Here is a 22,412-nt window from a genome sequence, read left to right on the forward strand (position 1 = left end):
TTCGCTCCTCCTCTCGGTTGGCTCACGCGCTGTCCCGGCGTCGTCCTGTGCTTCCAGAACATTGCATCGAGCCGCTCGTGCACGGCTGCAAGCGGCCGTCTGCCCGGAGCGCTCCCGCCGGTGAAGGACCCCTGCATCGATGCGGCGCTGCCCGACGCGGCGAGCGTGACTTCTCGTATCGCATCGGCAGGGCGACGCGGAGTCGCTTGGCAATGGGGAGAGCGGCAAGTTTTGGGCGGATGAACGCGAGGGCAATGCTCCGTGTCGTTTTGGTCCTGGTGGGGCTTTCGCCGTGGCTCTTGCCGTTCTCGCGCGCGTGGCTACCGCTCGGCGGCGCGGGGCAGAGGCTCGATGCCCTCTTTGCGGCGATGTGCCACCAAATCCCGGAGCGCACGCTCGTGCTCGCGGGGGTGGTGATGCCCCTTTGCAGCCGGTGCGCCGGAATCTTCGCCGGCGCTGCGGCGGGCGCGCTGGTCGCGTGGCCTCATCTCCGGCCGCGCGCGTGGCGTTTCTGGATTCTCGGGATGAGCCTATGCATGCTCGTCGACGTGGTCGCCCAGGGCGCTGGGCTTTATCCGGTATGGCACCCATCCAGGCTCGCGACCGGTTTTGCGTTCGGCTACGCGATCGCCGCGGCGTGCGTGGACATGTGCGGTGCGGGCAGAGGCCGGGGGCGCTAACCCTGCGCTTTCCTTACCGGTCGCGTGATCTGGACGAGGGCCTCCGCCGCGCCGAGTGGCGCCGGCTCGGGGGCGTCGAGAGGTTCGACGACGAGCTCGAAGAGGCCGTGATCGAACGGTTTTCCCTCGGCCGCCGCGGCGGGGACGAGCCGCTCGCGTTTGCCCTCGGCGGCGAGCGTGCGCGCGCGGAAATGGCAATACGGGTTGTTCCCGGGGCGGCCGAAGAGCGCGTGCGCCGTGAACGTGCAGCCGCCCATGCAGACCTCGGCGAATGGGCAGGTGCGGCAGAAACCCCAGAGATCGAGGGCGGTGCGGTTTCGCGCGAACGCGAGGGCCGGGGCCTCGTCCCAGATCGCGCCGAGGCTCCTCTCGCGTAACGAGCCGCCGATGTAGGGATCGCTTTGCAAGGAGGGACAACCCTTCACCGCGCCGTCCGATTCGATCCCGAGAACACGTTTTCCCGCCTGGCACCCCATGAAATGGTCGCGCCCGCCCTCTTTCACCGAGCGCAGGAGCGCCTCCTCGGGGCCGAAATAGCCGAGGTTGTTGCCGGGCATCAGCGTGATGCCGTCGCGGAAGGCGCGGCGCTTCAGCGCGGCGATGCGCGGCACGACCTCGAGCAGGTCGTAGGGCTGGAGCAGCATGTCCGGGCGATCGGCGGCGCGGCCGAGGGCGGCCGTGATCTGGACCTGCCAGGCGACGATGCCGAGCGCGCGCAGGTGCTCGTAGAGCGCTTCGAGGTCGCCCCGATTGATGCGGTTCACGTTCGTGTTCGCCGCGACGAGCAGGCCCGCCTCGCGCAGGTGGCCGATCGCGCGCGTGGCGCTCTCGAAGCTCGATTTCGCCCGGCGGATGAGGTCGTGCGTGCGCGCGAGCCCGTCGACGCTCACCGAGACGCTGTGCAGCCCGGCTTCTTTCATGGCCCGCGCGAGCGCCATGTCGATCCCGCGGCCGCCCGTGGTCATCGTGGGCCGAATTCCTGCACGCTCGAGGGCTCGGACGATATCGAGGAATCCCTCGTGCAGGTATGCCTCGCCGCCGATGAGCACGACTTCCCGCGCGCGGCGCTCCTTCAATTGCTGGACGACGCCGAGCGCCTCTTCGGTCCCGAGCTCGGCCGTCCGTGGCCCGCCGGCGCGGGAGCCGCAATGGGCGCAGGGCTGATCGCAGCGGAGCGTGAGCTCCCAGACGACATAGGCGGGATGATCGTCGTCTGCGAGCAGGGGGACGCGGCGGAGGGGCATGGCGGCGCTCAGGTTACCACCACGTACGCCTCAGGCGCCGGTGGATGCGGTGTCCCGGGTCCACTCGATCTCGATCGCGGAAGCGAACACCTCGAACTCGTGCTCCAGGCGATCGAGGAGCTCGTCCGCGCCGTCGAGACTGCGGGAACGCGCCATGCTCTCGAGCCGCGCGCTCGTCTCCGCCACGCGTTTCGCGCCGACCGCGCCGCTCGATCCCTTGAGCGCGTGCGCGCGCCGTTCGAGGTCCAAGGCGTCGCGTTTCTTCAGGGCGCCACGCAGCCCGACCATTCGTTCCGGGGCCTCCGCGAGGAATGCGCGGCCGATCTCCTCGAGGGCCCCGAGCTCGCGGAGCCCATCGACCATTCGCATGTCGAGGACCGGTCCTGCGCCGTCCGACACGACCGCGGGCCGCGGCGCATCCGCGGCGGGCCGCGAAAGCGCCACATGACGCTCGAGCACGCGCTGGAGATCCACGCGCTCGATGGGCTTCGGCACGTGGTCGTCCATTCCGGCCGCGAGCGCGCGCTCCCGGTCCTGCGGCATGGCATTCGCCGTCAGCGCCACGATGGGCGTGCGTGACAATCCGCGCTCCCGCTCCCGCCTGCGTATCTCCTCGGTGGCGCGATATCCGTCCATCTCCGGCATCTGGCAATCCATCAGCACGAGCCGATACGCTCCGCGCTCGAATGCCTCCACCGCGGCGCGACCATTGTCCACCGTGGTCACCACGCAGCCGAGCGTCGCGAGCATCTTCTGCGCGACCTTCTGGTTGACCACGTTGTCCTCGGCGAGCAGGACCGAAAGGCCCGCGTGCGCCCCCGCATCGATGCGTTTTTCGCGTTGGGGCGCCTCGTTCCTCGCCTCCGCGCGTGGCCCCGCGACCGCCGCGAGCGCGGCCACGAGCGCCGACCTGCGCACGGGCTTGTGAATCCGCGCGGCGCGCGCGCCCGGCGGGAGCGGCGGCAGCTCACGCCCGACAGGCGAGAGCAGGACGAACGAAAGGGACGCGAGCTTCGGGCTCGCAAGGACCGCCTGCACGACGTCGGCGCCGCTCATCCCCGGCATGTCGCGATCGAGCAAGAGCACGTCGTACGGCCGCCCCGCGGACGCCGCCTGATGAAGCGAGGTCATCGCCGCGCCGCCGCCGTCGGCCTCGTCCGCCTTCATTCCGAGGCTCGTGAGCGAGGCGCAAAGGGCCGCGCGCGCGGCGAGGCTGTCGTCGACGACGAGCGCGCGAAGACCGGCGACGTTCGGGGGCGCGGCGCCGCGCGACGTGGTTTTCGTGGCCTTTTCGAGCCGCGCCGTGAACCAGAACGTCGACCCCCGCCCAGGCTCGCTCGTGAGGCCGAGCTCGCCGCCGAAGAGGCGCACGATTTGCCTCGAAATGGCGAGCCCGAGCCCGGTCCCGCCGTGCCGCCGCGTGCTCGATCCGTCAGCCTGCGCGAATGCGTCGAAAACACGATCCTGGTCGCCCGGCGCGATCCCCACGCCGGTGTCCTTCACCTCGAAGCGCAGGAGCACCGAGCGCCCGTCATCCTGGACCACCGACACGCTCGTGACGGCCTCGCCCGCGTCGGTGAATTTCACGGCGTTGCCGAGCAGGTTCACCAGCACCTGGCGCAATCGACCCGGATCTCCCGCGAGGTCCTTGGGCACCTCGTCCGGCAATCGCAGCACGAGCTCGACGTGTTTGTCGTGGGCGCGCTGGGCGAGCATGTCGAGCGTGCCTTCGAGGAGCGTATCGAGCTCGAACGGCTCGCGGGCGAGCTCCATCTTGCCCGCCTCCATCTTCGAAAAATCGAGAATGTCGTTGATGATCGAGAGAAGGCTCTTGGCCGAGCCCTGGATGATCTCGGCGTACTCCTTCTGCACAGGAGCGAGCGGGGTCTCGCGGAGCAGCTCGGTCATGCCGAGCACGCCGTTCATCGGCGTGCGGATCTCGTGGCTCATGCGCGCCAAAAACTCGCTCTTTGCGTGCGCCGCCGACTCGGCGAGCTCCTTCGCGGCGCGGAGCTCGTCCTGCGTGCGCAAGAGGGCCGCGTTGTCCTCGCCGAGCCTGCGCCCCATTCCCACGACACCACGCGCCGTCTCGTCGAGCTCGACGACGGCGACGGGGACCGCCTCCTGCGCATAACGACCCTCGCCGATGCTCCGCACGATGTCATTGATGCGCGTGAGCGGATCCGCGATGCTGCGGCTCATGGTCCGCGCTTTGCGGTAGAGATAGACGAAAAAGCAGGTGTAAAAGACGACGAGGCCGGCCACCATGTACACCGCGATGCGCCCGATCCGCCTGCCGAGCGTCACGGCTTGCCCGTCGATCCGGGCCTGGGGCACGATGATGACGAGCTTCCATCCGGTCGCGTCGACCGTGCTCCACGCGACGCGCTTCGCCTCCCCCGCGAGCATCGTCTCGAGGCTTCCCTCCCGCTGCCGCTCCAAGGAGCCTGGAAGCTCGCCGAGATCCTTGCGTTTGTAGAGGTTGAACGCGTCGGGCTTGAAGGTGTCCTTCAGAATGGCGGCCCGATAATCGTGGTTCGTGAGCTCGGTGAGCGCGAAATCCCGCTCCCCGCCCGAGGGCAGGGCCAGGATCGTGCCCGATCGTCCGATCAGGACGCCATAGCCTTCCCAGGGGATTTGCAGCCTGAGCACCTGCTCGACGAGCGTGGCCACCGTGACGTCCGCCCCCACGACGCCTTCGAGCACGTCGCCGCGATAGACGGGCGCGATACATGACGCCATCCAGCCCTGCCCGGCCGGGTCGACGTAAACGTCTGTCCAGACGACCTTGCGTTCCGGGTTGTGCTTCGCGTCGGCCTCGTAATAAAAATTGTACGAGGGAATGTCCATGTCCGGCGGGTATTGCTTGCGCACGTCCATGAACGGATAGATGCGGTTCATCGAGTCCGACGTGTTCAGATACGCCTGGACCCACAAGCGGTTGTTTCGGACGATCGATCGGAGCAGCGGGTCGAGGCGCTCGGACTTCAATACCTTGTCGTGCTCGGCGTCGCCGATCTTCGTGCGGCTGCTGTAAAAGAGAGCGCTCCCTCCCTCGTCGCTCGTTTTGTAATACAGCCCCTCCGGCGCCGGTGCGTACCGCTCGAGCGCCGCCTTGCGCTCCGCCTCCGAGAGGCGAAGCGGTTCAGAGAGGGAGCGTCCGGCCTCGTCCGTGAGCACCCTGACGCCCGTTATGACTGCCGAGAGCTCCTGGTCGAGCAAGACCGCCTCCCGCGACGCGATGCGCGAGAGCTCACCCGTGGCCACCGTGCGTATGGCGGCCGTATTCTCGCGCTGCACGAACCGGTTCGCGCCGAGGTACGCGAGGATGAGGACGACCTCGACGAGCAGCAGCGGAATCAGCGCAGTGCGAAAGAACGCATGCCAGATCCAACGAAAGAGGGGCTGGCTTTGCGGGGTGGTTCGAGGGGGCATGGGTACGGCTCCCCTCGGATCGTGGACGATCGACTCGGGGGGAACGTCTCCAATAAAGAAGAACCCCGTCAGGCCGTCAAGCGCGAGCGTCGCCACAGCTACGCCGCGGATGCCGCGTTTCGCTTGCGTTCGCCTGTGTGCATGACAGCCTTCCTGACATGCTGAAGACTTGCGTATCTTGTGAAGGTTTCGTCCCCGGATCGGCTTCGAGCTGTCCGCACTGCGGCGCGGCCGCACCCGCAGAGAAGGTGCCCTCCGCGCTCGCGGGCTTCGGGAAGAGCCTCGCGACCCTGGCGACGGGTGGGGCCATGGCCGTCACGCTCATGGCTTGTTATGGCATGCCCCCGTGTGATCCGGCCGATGACAAGGACGGCGACGGGTTCTGCCCCACGTACGATTGCAACGACGACAACAAGGACGTCCACCCCCAGCAGCTCGATCCCAAGGGCGACGGGATCGATCAGAACTGCGACGGCGTCGACGGCAACGCCTGGGAGGAGCAGGACGCGGGCGACGGCGGGCCCAAGTGCATTTCTTGCGCGCAGGGGATGTCCATCCTCGGCACCACCGAAGTCGACGTCTGCGAGGGCGCGGCCCTCACGGCCTTCCGGGCGCTCAAACAATGCGCCTGCCAGGACGCCTGCACGGCCGTTTGCCAGGACAACTCTCACTGCACCGGCAACGCGACGACGCCGGATTGCCAGGCCTGCATCGATACGCAGTGCAGCACGCAAAAGCTCGATTGTCAGGAAAACTAGTCGCGGCCTAACGGAGCGTGGCGACGAGGATCCCGAGCGTCGCCACGCTCGCCCCGATGAGCCCCCAGCCGATGCGGCGCAAATGCCGCGTGTGAACCGGCAGCACCGTCACCGCGAGCGAGAGCACTACGAACGGCGCAACCGCGATCGGTGCGGCCATCGGGAGCGCGCCCCGAAGCGCGAGGATCACGCTCGCCGCGCCGAGGCTGATCGTCGCGACGTACGCGGCGACGAGCGTCGCCTTCCCCTCGTGTTTGGCCCGCGCGATCACGGCGCGCACCGCGAGCGTCGACATGAGGAACGCGGTCGTCCAGACGATCCAGGCCACGGCCGCGGGAAACAGCGCGACCCCGCTCGCGAGCGCCACCGGAAATCCCGCGCCCGAGAGCGCCGCGGCCGCGATGATCTCGCCCGCCGCCGTCTTCTCTTCCTTGCGCCAGACGAACGCCATCACGACGAGCCCGAGCAAAACCGGCGGGACGAGCGCGAGCCTCGCTTCGGCGGGCGTGAAGATCAGGAACACGCAACCAGACAGCACCATCGCCGCGCCGAGCCACACGAGCCGCCGCGCCGCGCGCGGGCCGTCCTGCGTGCGAGCCTTCTTGCCCCGCTGCCCGAGCAGGACGAGCACCGGCTCGTGCGCGAGGAACGCCGCGATCCACGCGATCGTCAGGCCAAACGCCGCGATTCCCGGCCGGCCGAGCGCGAGTCCCGCGACGAGCGGCAAGCCGAGCTGACCGTACGCGCCGTGCTCCCGCGGCGCGAGCGAGCGCGCGGGTGCCGGGGAAACGAGCGGGGCGGAGGTCATGCCTTCCCCCATGGCATTCCGCGCGCCGGCTGGCAACGGTCCCGCTAGAGCTCCTCGGACTCCTCGGCGCTCGAGCGAGGATCGTTCTCCTCGACGAGCTCGTCGATCGTGGGCTCGGCGCGCTGCCGCTCTCGCTCGCGCTCGACCTCAGCGTGCTGGATTTCCCGCTGGCGCACGCCCACCGCTCGTTTGGGGTCGTGGCCGTACTCGGCCGTGTGGCGGTTCTGGTTCGGCATGGGTGAAGCCTCCTCCCCGTCTGCACCTTGGGGCGCTTCCTTCGCATCGGAAGGGGTCGCGAGCAGGAGCATCGCGATCACGCCGAGCGCGACGCCGAGCGCGCGCCGCACCGTAAAACCCTCGCCGAAGATGAGCGGGGCGAGCGCGGCCGAGAGGACCACGCCGCCGCCGAGCGCGAGCGTGCCCGTCGCCGCGACCGGGCCGCCGAGGCGGAGCGCCGTGAAGAGCAGCGTCGTCGCGACGCTGATGCAGAGGCCCGCGAGGCATGCCCATACGACGCCGGGTGTGCTCGTCGGCGTGGCCTCGGCCTCGCGACGCACGACGAGCCATGCGAGGATCCCGAGCGCGGCCGTTCCTTCGAGGCAGAGCGCGCCGAGGGCGTCGCCGATGCGTCCGCTCGACGCGCGCAGGGCGAGGTAGTGCAGGCCGAAGAAGCAAGCCGCGACGATGGCGGGCAGGGTCCAGGCGGGCATCCGGCCGACCCTAGTGGCACGCGGCGCCCGGGGGAAGAGCCGGCGGGATCTTGCCACCGGCGCGTGTTCATGAGACACACGTGGACCTGAACTATCGGCCGAGGTGCCCGTCCCTCGGCGATGCAAGGGGATCGTGAAGCCGCTCCGCCATCTCGCCGCCCTCTGCGTGCCCTTCGTCATGGTCGCCCTCGCGGGAGGCCCCTTGGGTTGCCAGCTCATCGGCCTGCCGGATGCGCCCCAGGCGCCGCAGGCCCAGCTCCCGCAGGTGCCCCAGGTGCCCGAGGTGCCCTCCGTCGACATGCCTGCGCCGCCCTCGGTCTCGCTGCCGTCGGCGCCCGAGAAGCCCAAGATGGACGTGCCTCTCGACGAGGACACCGAGGTCTGCTGCCTGCGCAGCGGCCCTGTCGAGCAGGTCTGCGGCGGCTCGGCGAAGCGCTGCTGTACGATCAAGCTGGAGCGCGACGCCTGCGAAAACCAGGGCGGCCTCTGGTTCCACAGCGTCCGCGGTTGCGCCGGCGCCTGTTGACGACGCACGGAGGAGGTGAGGGCTGGTAGACTGGCCCGCATGCCTCTCCGGACGGCGCGGTTTTTCCTTTTTCTGCTCGCCCCCGCATTCGCGACGGGGTGCTTCTTCGGCAAGGATCTGAAGGAGGTTCTCGCCGAGCATCGCGCCCCGGTCGAGGCGAAGCTCGCCAACGTGAAGGCCTTGAAGGAGCAGGCCCGCGCCCTGCCCGTGGTGTCGAGCGACGTCGTCCACATCGCGGGCGGCCCTGCGCCGGTGGTGTCGTGGAGCGGCGGCACGTTCGGGGTCAATGCCGCGATTGCTTACCTCGAGGACCTCGACAATCTGACGGAGCTCGGGAACGTCCCTTATCGGGTGCCCGCGACCGGGACGATCAATCGATGCGCGTCGGCGCTCGCGACACACCGGGAGCCGTACGACGCGGCGCACCCGCAATCGGCACCGCCGACGATCAGTAGCTATCGCGCGGACGAGGTGCTCGACCTCTGCCAGGCGCTCCGGTATCTGCTCGTCGTCCGTTCGCTCGCGTTCGTCGAGCCCTCCGATCCGCGGGCGTCCACCGCATGCAGCCTGTACGATGCAGGCGCGGGCGACGGCGGTGCGGGCGACACCGGGACGTGCCATCGTTTCGACGGCGGGTATCTGAAGGCGGACGTGCTCGTCTTCGACGTGGAATCGGGCAGCCACCTCGGTGGATTCGGGTTTGTCGCGGAAAGCAGCGCCATGGTCGACGTCACCGACGACGGGGCGAACGTCAAGGGCGGGATCGCCGGCAATTTCCATCGCAACATCGAGGAAGCGCTGAAGGCCGCGGCGCGGAAGGCTCTCCCCGGCCTGCCCACCGAGGATTGATATGGCGTCGATATCGTGGCGAAAGGACGGGGCGGAGCGGGCGCAGATCGAAAGCCTCATCAAGGAGGTCGAGACGATGTGCTCCGCGGAGATCGTCATCACGGTGCGACCCCGCTCGGGGGCCTACCGCCAAGCCGATTACCTGTTCGGCGCGATCTGCGCGTTCGTTGGCCTCTGCGTTTACATCTATGCGCCGCCGGAGTTCACGGACGACCTCGTGCCACCGGCGCTGCTCCTCCTGTTCGTCGCGGGCGCCGTTTTTTGCGCCAACGTCGCGCCGCTGCGGCGGCTCCTCCTGCCGAAAGCGTTGCAGGCGCGGCAGGTGCGCGCGGCCGCGCGGGAGGCATTCCTGGACCAGGGAATCGCTGGCACCCGCGACCGCACGGGCATTCTCATTTACATCTCGGTCTTCGAGCGCCGCGCCGAGGTCATCACCGACATCGGCATTCTCCGCCGCGAGAGCGACGGCCAGCCCGCCGAGGCGATTCGCGGGATCGAACGCGCCGTGACCGAGTGTTTGCCCATGGAGGGGTTCGTCTCCGCGGTCCGAGGCCTCTGCGCGTGGCTCAAGGAATCGCTGCCGCCGCGCGCGGACGACATCAACGAGCTCAGCGACGAGGTGAGGTGACCATGACACGGCGCAAGACGCTCCTTGGATCGGCGCTCCTCTCGCTGCTCCTTTTGTGGTCCAACGATGATGCCTTCGCGCGCCCCGGCGGCGGCAGCTCTTTCAAGGGAGGCTCGCGCTCGTCCGGTAGCAGCAGCAGCGGGAGCCGGTCGTCGGGCAGCAGCAGCAGCAGTGGCAGCCGTTCGTCGAGCAGCAGCAGCGGGAGCGGGAGCCGTTCGTCGAGCAGCGGCAGCAGCGGAAGCCGGTCTTCCGGTTCGAGCTGGGGCAGCCGCCCGGTCACGCTAGGCGGCACCAGCGGGGGCGGGTCGAGGAGCTCCGGCGGCGGCGGAGGCTCCTCTCGCAACACCGTTTGGGCCTTTCGCGACCAGGGCGGGGTTCTTCGCGCCAAACAAGCCCCATCGCCCGGCGTATCGATCTATGCCGCACCTCTGCCGCACGCGCCCATTCCGATCGGACCCGACACGACGTCGACCGCCGAGCGCGTCGCCGGGTTCGTCTTCGGCGCCGGGTTCTTCGCCATGGGCGCGGGCGTGCTGGCGGCGCCGATGTTCCTCATCGGGCTCCTGCTTCATAGGCAACGAAAGCGTCACCAGCTCGACGTGGGCTGGTCCTCCGCCGGCCATTTCGTCGCCACCCGGGTCATGAACGCGCCGACCGAGCCGGAGGAGAGCCCGGCCGAGGTCCGCCGCAAGATGGAGCTCCTGCGCGGACAGGACCCCGATTTCTCGGTCATCCTGCTCGAAGACTTCATCACCGCGCTTTACGTCGAGGCACACACGGCCCGCGGTTCGAATGCGCTCGAAAAGTATTCCCCTTACCTGCGGCCGGCAGCACGGAGCACGCTCGGCGCGTTGCCGCGTGTCCCGGTCACCACCGTCATCGTCGGGGCGCTCCGGCTCGTGCATTTCGCGATCGACAGACGGACCCAGCTGAGCCGGCTCGTCGTGGAGCTCGAATCCAATTACACCGAGGACCCGCAGGGTGCCCCGCCGACCTCCTATTACGCGCTCGAGCGCTGGATCCTCGTGCGGGCCTTTGGCGCCCGCTCGCGCTCGCCCGATCGGGTGCGCTCGTTCGCCTGCCCGAATTGCGGCGCGCCGCTCGAACGCACGACGCACGGGCGTTGCACGTATTGCAGCCAGGCCGTGGACTCGGGGCAATTCGACTGGGTCGTCGAGCGGATCGACCTCCTCGCCCGCGAGAGCCGCGGGCCCATGCTCACGGGCACGACGGAGGAGGAGGGCACCGAGCTGCCCACGATCTTCGATCCAGGGCTCTCGGCGGCGCGCATGGAAATGGCGCGACGCGACGCGTCCTTCACCGAATCGACGCTCTTCGGGCGCGTGCAATGGATATTTGCCTCCATGCAGCACGCGTGGACGTCGCTCGAATGGAACCGGGCACGGCCTTGCCTCACGGATCGGCTCTGGCGAGCGCAGAGCTACTGGATCGAGGCGTATCGGCAGCAGGGGCTCCGGAACGTCACCGAGAATGCGCGCATCCTGCGGATCGAGCTCGTGCGTATCGCCGCGGATCGGTGGTACGAGGCCGCGACCGTGCGGGTGCACGCGACCGGGCTCGATTACACGATCCGGCTCGGGGACAACGCCGTCGTCGGCGGCAGGCGCGACAAGGAGCGCGCGTACACCGAATACTGGACCCTCGTGCGGAGCGCGACCCAGCACGGCCCCACGCGCGCGGCTCCGGCCTGCCCGCAATGCGGCGCGACGCTCACCATGGAGATGGCCGAGCGCTGCGGGTATTGCGGAACGCTCGTCGAGGCGAGTACGTTCGACTGGGTGCTCAGCCGGATCGAGCAGGACGAGGCGTACACCGGTTGACCGGGGGGCTCAGCCTCGTCCGCCCGCCGCAGGCCGGGGCAGCGACCGATCCCAGAGCTCCTCTCGATAGGAAATATCGCCGAGAAGCCGCTCGAAATCGGCGATCGGCATGCTGCACCGGCCGTGCTCGTCCTCGATGCGCACGTCCGCTCCCTCGAACCAGCGCTCCCGCGGATCGATGGGGTCGTCATAATGCACGCAGCCATTCTCCCAATCGATCGAGAGCACCAGAATCTTGTGCTCCGCGTGTCGGATCGGCTCACCGCCCGCGTCGCCCTGGAAGCTCGTCACGGCGGGGAGCACGATCGTCGCGAAGACCGGCTCGCCTTTGCGCGTCGATTGATCGAGGATCGACAGCCCGTCGCGCGCGAGGTCGGCGACGCCTTCCGTGGAAATGCCGAGCTTCGCGAAGGCCTTTGCCATCATCGCGTGCTCGGTCGAGAGCGTCTTCCAGGGTTTGCCCGTGACCGCGACGAGGAGCCGCTCGAACGCGCCCATTTCGAGCCCGGTCCCGACGCGCTCGCCGCCCTTGAAGTGGCTGTCGAGGATGTTGTCGTAATCGAGGTCGGGGTATGCGAACTCCATGCACGCGACCTGGAAGATGCGGCTGATGGGGTTTCGCCCGCGCTCGCCCACGTTCGGCAAGAGGATGTCCTCGTCGCAGACGAGCTCCTCGCCCGATCGCAGCGTGGCCCGGCCCGACGCCGAAATGAGCCCGGCCACGAGGCGCGCATATTCGGCCGGATCCTGCACGGCTAGATAGCTTTCGAGGCAGGCCGCGGCGCACGTGCCCTTGAGCCCCTGATTGATGCGCCCCGGATTCGCCAGGTTCTGCACGAGCTCGAAGAGCGCGCGATTTCTCCCCTCCGGCGCCGCGAAGAAGCTCCAGAGCGGGCCCGTCGCGATCGCCACGAGCGATTCGACGAGCGGATGCCCGAGCGCGTCGAGCCGCGCGAGCCGCCCATCCCCCGAGAGCACACGCAGCGCGTCATCGAGCGTCGCGCGCCAGGGCCGCTGCGGCTCCGTCCATCCGGGAATGCGGCTCGGCGGCACGGCCCACGTTTCGATGGTGCCAGCGAGCTCTTCAAAGAGGCTTTCGACGGTGCCTCCCATTCGAACCTCCCTCGCGTAGCATGCCCCCGCGGCCGCGCGATTTCCAGATGGAAGCAGGCTTCCTCCCGCGTTTTCGAATGACGTCCTGGGTCGGAAATGGTGGTAGCATCGAACGATGGCGGCTCGCACGCGCGCCTCGTCTCCCTCGGGCCCACCCCGCGGCGTGGTTTCCACACGTCGCGGCCCGTCGGACACACACCGGAGCTCGTAACCATGCGTTTTTGTTCACCTCTCCGGCCGGCGCAGGGCGTGGAAAGGGCGCGGACCATGTCCTCCGCTCGTACCCGCCCCGTCTGGCTCGTCCCGGCCGTGCTGCTCGCCTCCTCGTTTGGTCTCGTTTGCAGCAGCACGCCCTCCGTTCCCACCACACTGCCCGGACAACCCCCGCCGCCCGTCGTCATCGAGCGGGCCGTGCACAAGGGCGACGAGCCGCTGGTCTTCCCTCCCGCCGTGTCGCGCAATGCGCGCCTGCCGGTGGACGGCGACGAGGTCGAGCGCACCTCCACCGACCTCGAGGTCCAGAGCCCGAGCCTCGACAGCGACGGCAAATTCTCCTTTCGCGGCACCTCGTTCCGCATCTCCTTCAATCAGCGCGTCGCCCGCCCCGCGGCCGATCCCAATGCGAAGGGCCCCACGAAGGCCGCCGAGGGCACGATCCGCCTGACGCCGAGCGTCGAGGGGGAGGCGTATTGGCTCAACGACACCACGCTCGAATTCGTGGCGAAGCGCCCCTTCGACACGGAGACCACGTACGGCGTGGAAATCGGCGAAGTGAAGACGCCCGCGGGCGCCGGCCTGAAACAGGCGTGGAAAGCGCAATTCAAGGCGACGCCGGGGGTCACGATCGCCGGGAAGGACCTCGGCTACATTCCCGTCCCCGGCCGCCACCGCGTGATCGCGATGCACCCGAACGACGGCCTCGACGTCGGCGCGCGCGAGACGTTCGCCGTGCTTTATGATCAGCCCATCGATCTCGGCCTCGCGCGGAGCCTGATCACGCTGACGGAGGCGGCGAGCGAGCGACCCCTCTCCGTCGTGTTCGATCATCCGAAGACGCCGACGTTCCAGGGCATCAAGGTCGACCCGAAGCTCGTCGTGCTCGTCCGGCCCGTCTCGCCCGTCGCGCCCGGCAAGAAGCTGGTCCTCCAGGCAAAACCTCGTTTTTTGGAAAAACTTCATCAGACGCGCGAGATCGAAGTGACTGTGGCCGAGCCGCTCGCGTTCCAGGATGTGACGTGTGAATGGTACTGGGACGACGACGGACGGCAGCGGTCGTGCACGTTCCAGGACGGGAAGCTGTACACGGCGGGGCGCGAGATTCGCGTGGCGTTCAATACGGCCGTCGCGACCCCGGACGACAAGCTCGCGGCCCGCGTGCGCGTGAGCCCGCCCGTGCGAAACATGACCCTGCGGAACGAGCGCTGGGACGATGAAATCGTGATCCGCGGCGAGTTCGAGCCCTCGAAATCGTACGAGGTCTCGATCGAGGGCCTCACCGACGATCATGGCAATCGCCTCGTGAAGCCCGTGTCGTTCCGCGTGGAAATGGCCCCGATGCCCGCGAGCGTGACCATGGCGGACGGCATGTTGTGGCTCGATCCGGAGACGACGCGCCATTTCGCCGTGACCTCGCGCAACATCTCGAAAGCCTCGCTCCTCGCCTGGCCCGTCGCCTCCGCGGACCGCGCCGCGCAGGAGGTCGCGCTCCGGCGCGTGCGCACGCGGGACCTGCCTCCCGAGGCCGCGCCCGTGCGGATTCCGATCGCCATCAAGGCCGAGCGAAACAAGCTCGTGACGACGCAACTCGATCTCTCGAAGCACCTCTCGGCGGGGCAAAGTTACGTCACGACGATCGCCGCCGACGAGATTGCCTTCAGCGCGAAGCTCGCGAAGTTCCCGCGCGGGAGCGAGGCCGCGAAGCCCATCGTCGCTTTGATTCGCCCGGGCGACGAGCGCTCGCTCGCCGTGCATACCCGCGCGACGCCGAATGCGACGCTCGTGCAGGTCTCGCGTCTCGCGGGCGGCGCGCCGGTGCAGGGCGCGCTCGTGCGCCTCTCGGGCGACGAGAATTCGGCCGGCGTGACCACGGATGCCGCGGGCGTCGCGCTCCTGCCCTTCGACCTGCGCACGACCGAGCGGCCTTTCCTCGACGTGCGCGCGCAGGACGCCGATTTCATTCTTCCACTCGACGGGGACGGTATCACGGAGCGCCAGATCTTCCCCGACCTCGCCTCGGGCGAGGGAGCGCCCTCCTCGTTCGGGCGGGCGTTCGTCCTGACGGACCGTGGTATTTACCGGCCCGGTTCGAGTGTGTTCGTCAAGGCAACCGTTCGCAAGCCCGACGGGGCCGCGCTCTCGCCCATTGCCGGCGCATCCTTGCGATTGCACGTCGTGGGCCCGACGGGTGACGACGTCTTCCAGCAGACGCTCACGACGAACGACATGGGCAGCCTCTCGACGACGATCACCATTCCGGCCGACGCCAAGATCGGCCGTCACCAGATCCTCCTGGAGCAGCCCGAGCAAGGTGAAAACGGCGAGCCGCTCGCGCAGACGATCGTGCAGGTGGCCGAGTTCGAGCCACCTCGATTCGTGGTCGACGTCGACGCGTCCGCGGACGCCAAGAATACGCTGCGGGCCGAGGTGCGGGCGCGCTATCTGTTCGGCGCGCCGATGGACGGCGCGACCGCGTCGTGGACGGTGCGGCGCGAGGGCGCGCCATTCCCGGAGGGGCCATTGACCGCGGCGGGGCTCTCGTTCCGGCGCGCGCCTCGCTGGTACGACGACGAGGAGCAGCCGTGGTCGCGCGCGGGCGAGGGATCGCTCTCGGCCGATGGGAAGCTCGCGGTGGTGCAGGCGCTCGAAATCGCGTCCGCGCTCGGGCCGCAGAGATTCGTGATCGAGGCGGACGTGACCGACGCCTCGCACCGGCACGTCGCGGGGAGGGGAAGCGTCGTGGTTCATCCGGCCAAACGATATGCTGGCATGAAGCTGCCCTCGACGTGGTATGGCGTGGGCGACGACGTGCCCGTCGATCTCGGCGTGATCGATCCGGAGGGGCGGCCCGTCGAGGGCGCGACCGTGACGGCGAAGCTCGAGCGGATCGAGTGGCAATACGCGAGGCGGCGCGGCGCCGGCGGATCGCTCGAATGGGACTGGACGTCGAAGCGGGTCGAGGCCGGTCGTTGCACGGTGACGAGCGCAAAGCAGCCCGCGACGTGCAAGGTGAACCTCGGCCGCTCGGGAAGCTACGAGATCACGGCCGAGGTGGACGGACGGCCCGGCGGCGCGATGGGGCTCTGGGCCTATGGGAGCGAGGGCGAGGTGCTGCCGTCCGCCCCGGAAAGGCCGCACGCGCTGGATCTCTCGGCCGACAAATCGAAATATGCGCCCGGCGAGACGGCGAAGATCCTCGTGCGCAATCCGTTCCCCGAGGCGACGCTCGTGACAACGATCGAGCAGGGCGATCTGCTGGAAAAGCGTTCGATGCGGGTGAAGGCGGGCGCGACGGTGATCGACGTGCCGCTCCGGGCCGAGCACGCGCCGTACGTGCACGCGACGGCGACGCTCCTGCCGATCGGCGCGAAGGGCCGCGCGGCTACCGATTACAAGATCGGCGCGGTGCGGCTGCCCGTGTCGATGGCGGGCGCGCGGCTCGAGGTCGCGGCGCGGAGCGACAAACCTTTTTATCGGCCGGGGGACGAGGCCGAGATCGACATCGAGGTCACGGACGGGGGCAAACCCGAGGGCGATGCGGAGGTTGCGCTCGCGGTGGTCGACGAGGGCGTCCTTCGATTGACGGATTTCCACCCGATCGATCCCGCCGTGGCGCTCCGGCCCGGCCGGGGCCTCTCGTTCCGCGTGCGTGATTCGCGCAGCGACCTCGGCGAGCTCTTCGAGCGCAGCCACGTGCCCGGCGACGGCGGCGGCGCGGTGCTTTCGACGATCACCGAGGCGCGCAAGAAATTCGTGGAGACCGCGCTCTTCAAGCCCGACGTGCGCCCGGACGCGCAGGGCAAGGCGAAGGTGCGCTTCAAGCTCCCCGATAACCTCACCGAGTTCCGGATCATGGCCGTCGCGCTCGACCGCGAGGGCAAAGGGGCGAAGTCGGAGTCGAGCTTCCTCGTGAAGAAGCCAGTGATGCTCGTGCCCGTGGTGCCGCGATTCGCGCGCGTGGGGGATCGATTCGAGGCGGCGGCGATGCTGCACAACGAGACGGCCGCCGCGCTCGGCGCGACGGTGCGGCTCGGGGCGCGGTCGCAGACGGTGAACGTGCCGGCGGGAGGCAAGGCGCGCGTGGGATTCTCGCTCGAACCGGCGGCCGCGGGCGCGCTCCCGCTCATGTTTTCGGCCGAGGACGAGGCGGGCAAGAAGCTCGACGAGGTGGAGGCGAAGCTCTCCGTGGACGAACCCGGGATCGATGAGCGGCCGCGGCTCGGAGGGGCGTTTGTCCGAAATGAAGAGGTTTTGCTGGACGTACCGGCGGGCGTGATCGAGCGGGGCGGGTTCATCACGGTGAAGGTGGGCGAGCACCTCTGGCCCGAGCTCGGCGCGCGGCTCGAATGGTTGCTCGGATATCCGCATGGATGCGTGGAGCAGACGACGTCGAGCACGCTGCCGCTCATTGCGGCGCGTACGATTCTACCGCGTATCGGTGTCACGCGGCTCTCGGAGGGCGAGCTTCAGAAGCGGATTGCGGCGGGGATTCAGCGGCTCGCGACCATGCGCACGGCTTCGGGCGGGCTTGCTTATTGGCCGGGCGGCGACGAACCGAACGTATATGGCACGGCGTACGCGATCCGGGCGGTCATTCTGGCGAAGAAGGCCGGCGTCAATCCTCCGGCGAGCTTGCTCGAAGGCATGCAGCGGTTCCTGGCGGATCGAATGCTCGACGAGGACACGGCGCCCGAGGTTTCGGCCGCGATTGCCGAGAGCCTCGCCGATGCGGGCGCGCTCGATCGGAGCGCAGCGGACGCGCTCTTCGATCGGAAGGACAATCAGAGCGTCTTCGGGCTCGGTAGCCTCGCGCTCGCGCTCGCCTCGCTCCCGGACCAGGAGGATCGCGTGAAGACCCTGCTCGACATGATCGAGGGGAGCTTCGACGAGCGGGGCGCGCTCTCGAACACGAAGCGGATGAACGATTTCTACTATTATGGTTCACCCTCGCGCTCGCGGGCGCAGGCGGCCATCGCGCTCGCGCGGCTCCGTCGCTCGTCGACGATCCTCCCGCTGCTCCTGCGGGAAATCGCCGCCGACATGGACGATTACACGACGCAGGCGACGGCGTATTCGCTGCTCGCGTTGAGCCAGCATCTCGAAGCGAGCACGGACGACGGCGTGGCCGTGCGCGTGAAGCTCGACGGTGAGAGCCTCGTGCCCACGGCGGATCTCGGCTTCGGCAGCAAGGAGTTTGCCGTTCCGTTGAGCCGCGTGCGGGGCAAGAAGATGAAGCTCGTGCTCACGGCCGAGGGGGAACGGTCGGTCGGGTATGCGATTTCGTCGGCCTGGCAGCGGGCGATCGCGGCCGCGGATTCGCCGGCTGGGACGCGGGGAGAAAAGGGGCCGTCGGTGTATCGGGTGATCAGCGATCCGCGCGGTGGGGCCGTGGATCTCTCGAAGGTCAAGGCCGGGGATCTCTTGCGTGTCGCGCTGTATGCGCGTCTCCCGGAGGTCGACGACGAGCGGCGCGGCTACGTCGCGCTCACCGATCGCCTGCCGGCGGGCTTCGAGCCGGTGCAGCCGGACCTCGCGACGGTGGCGAGCGCACCGGGGATCGATTCGCATCATCCGTTCTACTCCGCGCTCCGCTGGAGCTCGTCCGAGGCGAGCCATATCGAGATGCGCGACGATCGGGTGAACGTGTATTTCGACAAGGTCTGGGGCGATTCCGTTGCCGCGACGTACCTCGTGCGGGCGACCACGCCGGGCGTGTTCGCATTGCCCGCGGCGGCCGGTGAGCTCATGTACGAGCCGGACAGCGTGGGGTACAGCGACGCCGGGCAGGTGACGATCCAATGAAACGCCTCCCCTCGAAAAAGGCCCTGCGCCGGCTCGGCGTCGTGACGGGCGTGGTGGCCTGCATCGTCCTCGGTATCGTGGCGGCGTCGCAACGCGTGCGCGCCGCCGCGGGCGAGCCGTCGGCGCACCTCGCGGATCATTGGCACGAGGGGCATCGGATCGTCGATCGTGAGGGGCGTTTGCTCCGCGAGATCGGCTCCGAGGCCGAGCAGCGCGGCCGGCCTGTGGCGCTCGATCAAATGGGGGATCGGATCGTGCTCGTGACGCTCGTCAGCGAGGACAAACGGTTCTTCGAGCACGATGGTGTCGACGGCCGAGCGATTGCGAGGGCGATCGGGCAGAACTTGAAGGGTCGGCGTATCGTGTCCGGGGCGAGCACGATCACGCAGCAGCTCGTGAAATTGCTCGACGCCGAGGGAAAATCGGCGCCGCGCACGCTCGAACGCAAGGTCACGGAGGCGGCGCGCGCGCAGAACCTCGAAGAGACCGTGGACAAACGGACGATCCTCGAGGCGTACATGAATCGCCTCGGGTATGGCCACGGGCTCACGGGGCCGGAGGCCGCCGCGCTCGGGTATTTCGCGGTGTCGGCGAAGGATCTGAGCTGGGCGCAGGCCGCGTGGCTCGCGGTATTGCCGCGCGCGCCCTCGTTCCTCGATTCGTACGATCATCCAGAGCGCGTGCGCCTGCGGCAGCGGGCTTTGCTCGACGATCTGCGCGAGGAGGGCGTGCTGAGCGAGGCCGACCACGCGCGCGCCGTGGACGAGCCCATCAGCGTGAGGAAGGTCGATCGGCCGTTTTACGCGCCACACTTCGTGGATGCGGTGCTGCGCGAGGTGTCGCGGCCCGGCGAGCGGGGGCATGGGATCACGAAGACGACGCTCGATCTTGCCTTGCAGGAGGATACCGAGGGGCTCGTGCGCACGCACCTCGCGGCGCTCGCGTCGCTCGGGGCCAAAAATGCGGCGGTGATCGTGGTGGACAACGAGCACGGGGAGGTGCTCGCTTGGGTCGGAAGTGGTTCGTACTGGGATGATTCGATCGCCGGGCAGGTCGACATGGTGCGGGCCCGGCGGCAGCCGGGGTCGACGCTGAAGCCGTTCGTGTATGGGCTCGCATTTGCCGACGGGCATTCCGCAGCCGAGCCGCTTCCGGACGTGCCGACGCGTTTTTCGGAGCAGGGCGGGACGTACGCGCCGGGCAATTTCGACGGGACGTTCGAGGGGCCGATCAGCGCGCGCGAGGCGCTCGCGGGGAGCTTGAACGTGCCGGCGGTGCGGCTCGCGGCGGAGGTGGGCGAGGGGCGGCTGCTCGAATCGCTGCGGAGCCTCGGGTTTGCGAGCCTCGATCGGGAGGCGCGGCATTATGGTTTGTCGCTGGCGCTCGGGACCGGCGAGGTGACGCTGCGCGAGCTCGCGGGCGCGTACGTGGCGCTCGCGCGGGGCGGAGAGCGGACGCCGATCCGGATCGTGGCGAAAGAGGCGGGAGGCGAGCCTTCGCGCGTGATGGATGCGGCTGTCGCGTCGCTCGTGACGGAGTCGCTCTCGGATCCGCTGGCGCGCGTGCGGGGATTGCATGGGCGCGGGCCGTTCGATCTCGGGTTTCCCGTGGCCGTGAAGACAGGGACGAGCTCGGGACATCGTGATACGTGGTGTGTCGGGTACACACGCGAGCGGACGGTCGCGGTGTGGATCGGCAATGCCGACGGGGCGCCGACGCAAAAGCTCACGGGCGCGAGCGGCGCCGGGCCGCTCTTCGCCGACGTGATGCGGCGAGCCATGGAGGACGTGCCTTCGCGCGCGCCGCTCTGGGACGAGGCGCATCTCGAATCGGTGGAGGTTTGTCCCCTCACGGGAAAGCTGCCGGGGCCGGCTTGCGTGGATCATGCGTCGCGGCATTTCATTCGAGGGAAGGCGCCGAAAGAGACGTGTGATTGGCACGTGCGCGCGAGCACGCGGGAGGGCGCCCGTCCCGGCGAGGCGCCGTTTGCCTGCGATTCGCAGGGGAGCCGATCGATCGTGGTGTTGCCCGAGGCCTACGACGGTTTTTTGGCGGCGCTGCCGTCCGGCGCGCCGGGGCACGATCCCTTTGGTTTGCCCTGGCTCTCGCGGTCGAGCGTGCCCGGCTGTGGGGAGCAGGCGCACGCGGAGGCGATGCTGCGAATCGACGGGCCCGCGGCCGGCAGCGTGTTCGTGTACGGGGAGGAGGGCGATGCGCAGGTGATCGTCCTCTCGGCGTCGTCGGTCGGTGGTTCTCCGGAGCGGCGCGTCAGCGAGGTCGAGTTCGTGGTGGATGGCGAGGTCGTGGGGCGATCGCGCTGGCCGTTCCGCATGCGGTATCAGGCGACGCGGGGGGATCACGAGCTCGTGGTGCGGCCCGTCGATCCGCGCGTCGCGGTGCGCACGGCGAAAACGAGCTTCAGCGTGCGTTAGGCCAATACGACGTTTGACAGGTCGGGGGGAGCCGCCCTAGCATGCGTCGCGGAGGGGGGCCGCTCGCCGGCTCTTGCGGACCTCGGGATGATCACACGCATCGAGATCGACGGGTTCAAGTCGCTGCGCGCGTTCTCGCTCGATCTCGAGCCGCTCACCGCGATCGTCGGGCCGAACGGGGCTGGGAAGTCGAATCTGTTCGACGCGCTCGCGTTGTTCGCGAAGGTGGCGGAGACGAACCTCGTCACCGCGTTCAAGGGAGGTCGGGGGCGTATTCGGGATCAGTTCGCGCGCACGCCCGAAGGCGTCGAGCGTTCGATGCGCTTCGCGGCCGAGCTCCTGCTCCTGCCCGGGTCGTCGCGGCACGACCTCGTGCTGTCGCGCGTGCGGTACGAGGTGGAGATCGAGCGGACGCTGGAGCGCGGCGGGCTCGACGGCCTCGTGATCACGCGCGAGCGGCTTCTGCCGATCAAACATGGCGCCGACGCGTGGATCGATCAGCACCCGCATTGGGGGCCGCTCGCGCGGTACGGGACGCCGGAGATGCGCGTCGAGCTCGAAGGCGCCCCGGGGCCGGAGCGGATCGTGCGGATCGAGCCGGGCGACGGCGGGCTGTCGTTATCGGTGGATATCGGGCGGGATCGAAGCCTCTTATCGCTGCCGTATGCGCTCGTGACGCCGCTCGTCGAGGCGACGAGCCGCGAGCTCCGGGCGTTTCGGCTCCTGCACCTCGAGCCGCATCGGCTCACGAAGCCGAGCGATCGGGCGGCCGGAACATCGCTCACGGAGGACGGCTCGAACCTGCCGACCGTGCTCGCCGCGCTCGGGCCCGAGGCGCGCGTCGCCATTCGCAAGGACATGGAGACGCTCCTGCCCGGGTTCCGGGGCTTCGAGGTGACGCCGTTCGAGGACGAGCTCAGGCTCGAGGCCGATTTCATGGATATGAAGCGCCTGCCGGCGCGGCTTTTGTCGGACGGGATGCTGCGGCTGCTCGCGCTCTTCACGCTCTTGCGATCCGCGCGGCGCGGCGCGATCGTGGCCATCGAGGAGCCCGAGAACGGCGTGTATCCGGGGAGGCTCCGCGCGCTCGTGGATTCGCTGCTCTCGGCAACGGCGCCGGCGCTCGGGGAGATGACGACCGTGCCGCAGGTGCTCCTGTCGACACATTCGACGGCCATCATCGCGGCGCTGCGTGGGCTGCCGAGGGCGATCGTGTTCGCGGATCTCGTGCGCGGGCGCGACGGGATGCGCTCGACGCGGATGCGGCACGTGGTGTCGGAGGGCGAGAACGAGAGTGGCGCGGTCCCGAGCGTCTCCTCGGGGGAGATGATGCGGTTGCTCGAATCCTCCCGCCCCTGGGACGATTGAGC

At 68.9% G+C, this 22,412-nt stretch carries 14 protein-coding genes; 9 read left to right on the top strand and 5 right to left on the bottom strand.

Annotated elements, in window-relative coordinates; translation table 11 throughout:
- Positions 1 to 239: 239 nt before the first annotated feature.
- On the top strand, positions 240 to 680 hold the full coding sequence (locus tag KEG57_RS20130) for a DUF2085 domain-containing protein (RefSeq protein ID WP_272426959.1): 441 nt from the start codon (positions 240 to 242) through the stop codon (positions 678 to 680).
- Here KEG57_RS20130 and KEG57_RS20135 read toward each other — a convergent pair.
- Positions 677 to 1,924 carry a radical SAM/SPASM domain-containing protein gene (locus KEG57_RS20135; RefSeq protein WP_272426958.1) on the bottom strand — a complete coding sequence of 416 codons (1,248 nt, stop codon included), beginning with the start codon at positions 1,922 to 1,924 and terminating at the stop codon, positions 677 to 679. The two genes, KEG57_RS20130 and KEG57_RS20135, sit on opposite strands and share 4 nt — an antisense overlap.
- Before the next feature lie 30 nt (positions 1,925 to 1,954).
- A complete protein-coding gene (locus KEG57_RS20140; RefSeq protein WP_272426957.1) occupies positions 1,955 to 5,359 on the bottom strand; it encodes a response regulator in 3,405 nt (1,134 codons plus the stop codon).
- Between the two features lie 158 nt (positions 5,360 to 5,517).
- On the opposite strand from KEG57_RS20140, the gene KEG57_RS20145 reads away from it, so the two are divergent.
- A complete protein-coding gene (locus KEG57_RS20145) occupies positions 5,518 to 6,117 on the top strand; it encodes a MopE-related protein (RefSeq protein WP_272426956.1) in 600 nt (199 codons plus the stop codon).
- A 7-nt stretch (positions 6,118 to 6,124) separates the two neighbouring features.
- Here the strand turns inward: KEG57_RS20145 and KEG57_RS20150 are convergent, their stop codons facing one another.
- Positions 6,125 to 6,925, bottom strand: coding sequence for a YwiC-like family protein (locus tag KEG57_RS20150; protein WP_272426955.1), 801 nt, complete (start codon positions 6,923 to 6,925; stop codon positions 6,125 to 6,127).
- A gap of 44 nt (positions 6,926 to 6,969) precedes the next feature.
- A complete protein-coding gene (locus KEG57_RS20155) occupies positions 6,970 to 7,635 on the bottom strand; it encodes an EamA family transporter (RefSeq protein WP_272426954.1) in 666 nt (221 codons plus the stop codon).
- A gap of 133 nt (positions 7,636 to 7,768) precedes the next feature.
- On the opposite strand from KEG57_RS20155, the gene KEG57_RS20160 reads away from it, so the two are divergent.
- The 4 genes from KEG57_RS20160 to KEG57_RS20175 are packed head-to-tail and all read left to right on the top strand — an operon-like array spanning position 7,769 to position 11,479.
- Positions 7,769 to 8,161 carry a hypothetical protein gene (locus tag KEG57_RS20160; RefSeq protein WP_272426953.1) on the top strand — a complete coding sequence of 131 codons (393 nt, stop codon included), beginning with the start codon at positions 7,769 to 7,771 and terminating at the stop codon, positions 8,159 to 8,161.
- 39 nt (positions 8,162 to 8,200) lie between these two features.
- Positions 8,201 to 9,010 (top strand): hypothetical protein, encoded by an 810-nt coding sequence (locus tag KEG57_RS20165; protein WP_272426952.1) that lies wholly within the window; start codon positions 8,201 to 8,203, stop codon positions 9,008 to 9,010.
- Position 9,011: 1 nt separating this feature from the next.
- A complete protein-coding gene (locus KEG57_RS20170) occupies positions 9,012 to 9,638 on the top strand; it encodes a hypothetical protein (RefSeq protein WP_272426951.1) in 627 nt (208 codons plus the stop codon).
- Between the two features lie 2 nt (positions 9,639 to 9,640).
- On the top strand, positions 9,641 to 11,479 hold the full coding sequence (locus tag KEG57_RS20175; RefSeq protein WP_272426950.1) for a TIM44-like domain-containing protein: 1,839 nt from the start codon (positions 9,641 to 9,643) through the stop codon (positions 11,477 to 11,479).
- A gap of 9 nt (positions 11,480 to 11,488) precedes the next feature.
- Here KEG57_RS20175 and KEG57_RS20180 read toward each other — a convergent pair whose 3' ends face one another.
- Positions 11,489 to 12,592 carry a hypothetical protein gene (locus tag KEG57_RS20180; protein ID WP_272426949.1) on the bottom strand — a complete coding sequence of 368 codons (1,104 nt, stop codon included), beginning with the start codon at positions 12,590 to 12,592 and terminating at the stop codon, positions 11,489 to 11,491.
- 267 nt (positions 12,593 to 12,859) lie between these two features.
- Here KEG57_RS20180 and KEG57_RS20185 point away from each other — a divergent pair, with 267 nt between their 5' ends.
- The 3 genes from KEG57_RS20185 to KEG57_RS20195 all read left to right on the top strand — a co-directional run bounded on the left by KEG57_RS20185 (position 12,860) and on the right by KEG57_RS20195 (position 22,410).
- Positions 12,860 to 18,610 carry an alpha-2-macroglobulin family protein gene (locus KEG57_RS20185; RefSeq protein ID WP_272426948.1) on the top strand — a complete coding sequence of 1,917 codons (5,751 nt, stop codon included), beginning with the start codon at positions 12,860 to 12,862 and terminating at the stop codon, positions 18,608 to 18,610.
- Positions 18,607 to 21,042: a penicillin-binding protein 1C gene (gene pbpC / locus KEG57_RS20190; protein WP_272426947.1), complete on the top strand. Its 2,436-nt coding sequence runs from the start codon at positions 18,607 to 18,609 to the stop codon at positions 21,040 to 21,042. Before KEG57_RS20185 ends, pbpC begins: the two co-directional genes overlap by 4 nt.
- Positions 21,043 to 21,129: 87 nt before the next feature.
- On the top strand, positions 21,130 to 22,410 hold the full coding sequence (locus tag KEG57_RS20195) for an AAA family ATPase (RefSeq protein WP_272426946.1): 1,281 nt from the start codon (positions 21,130 to 21,132) through the stop codon (positions 22,408 to 22,410).
- Positions 22,411 to 22,412: the final 2 nt, after the last annotated feature.

Source organism: Polyangium jinanense (assembly GCF_028435365.1).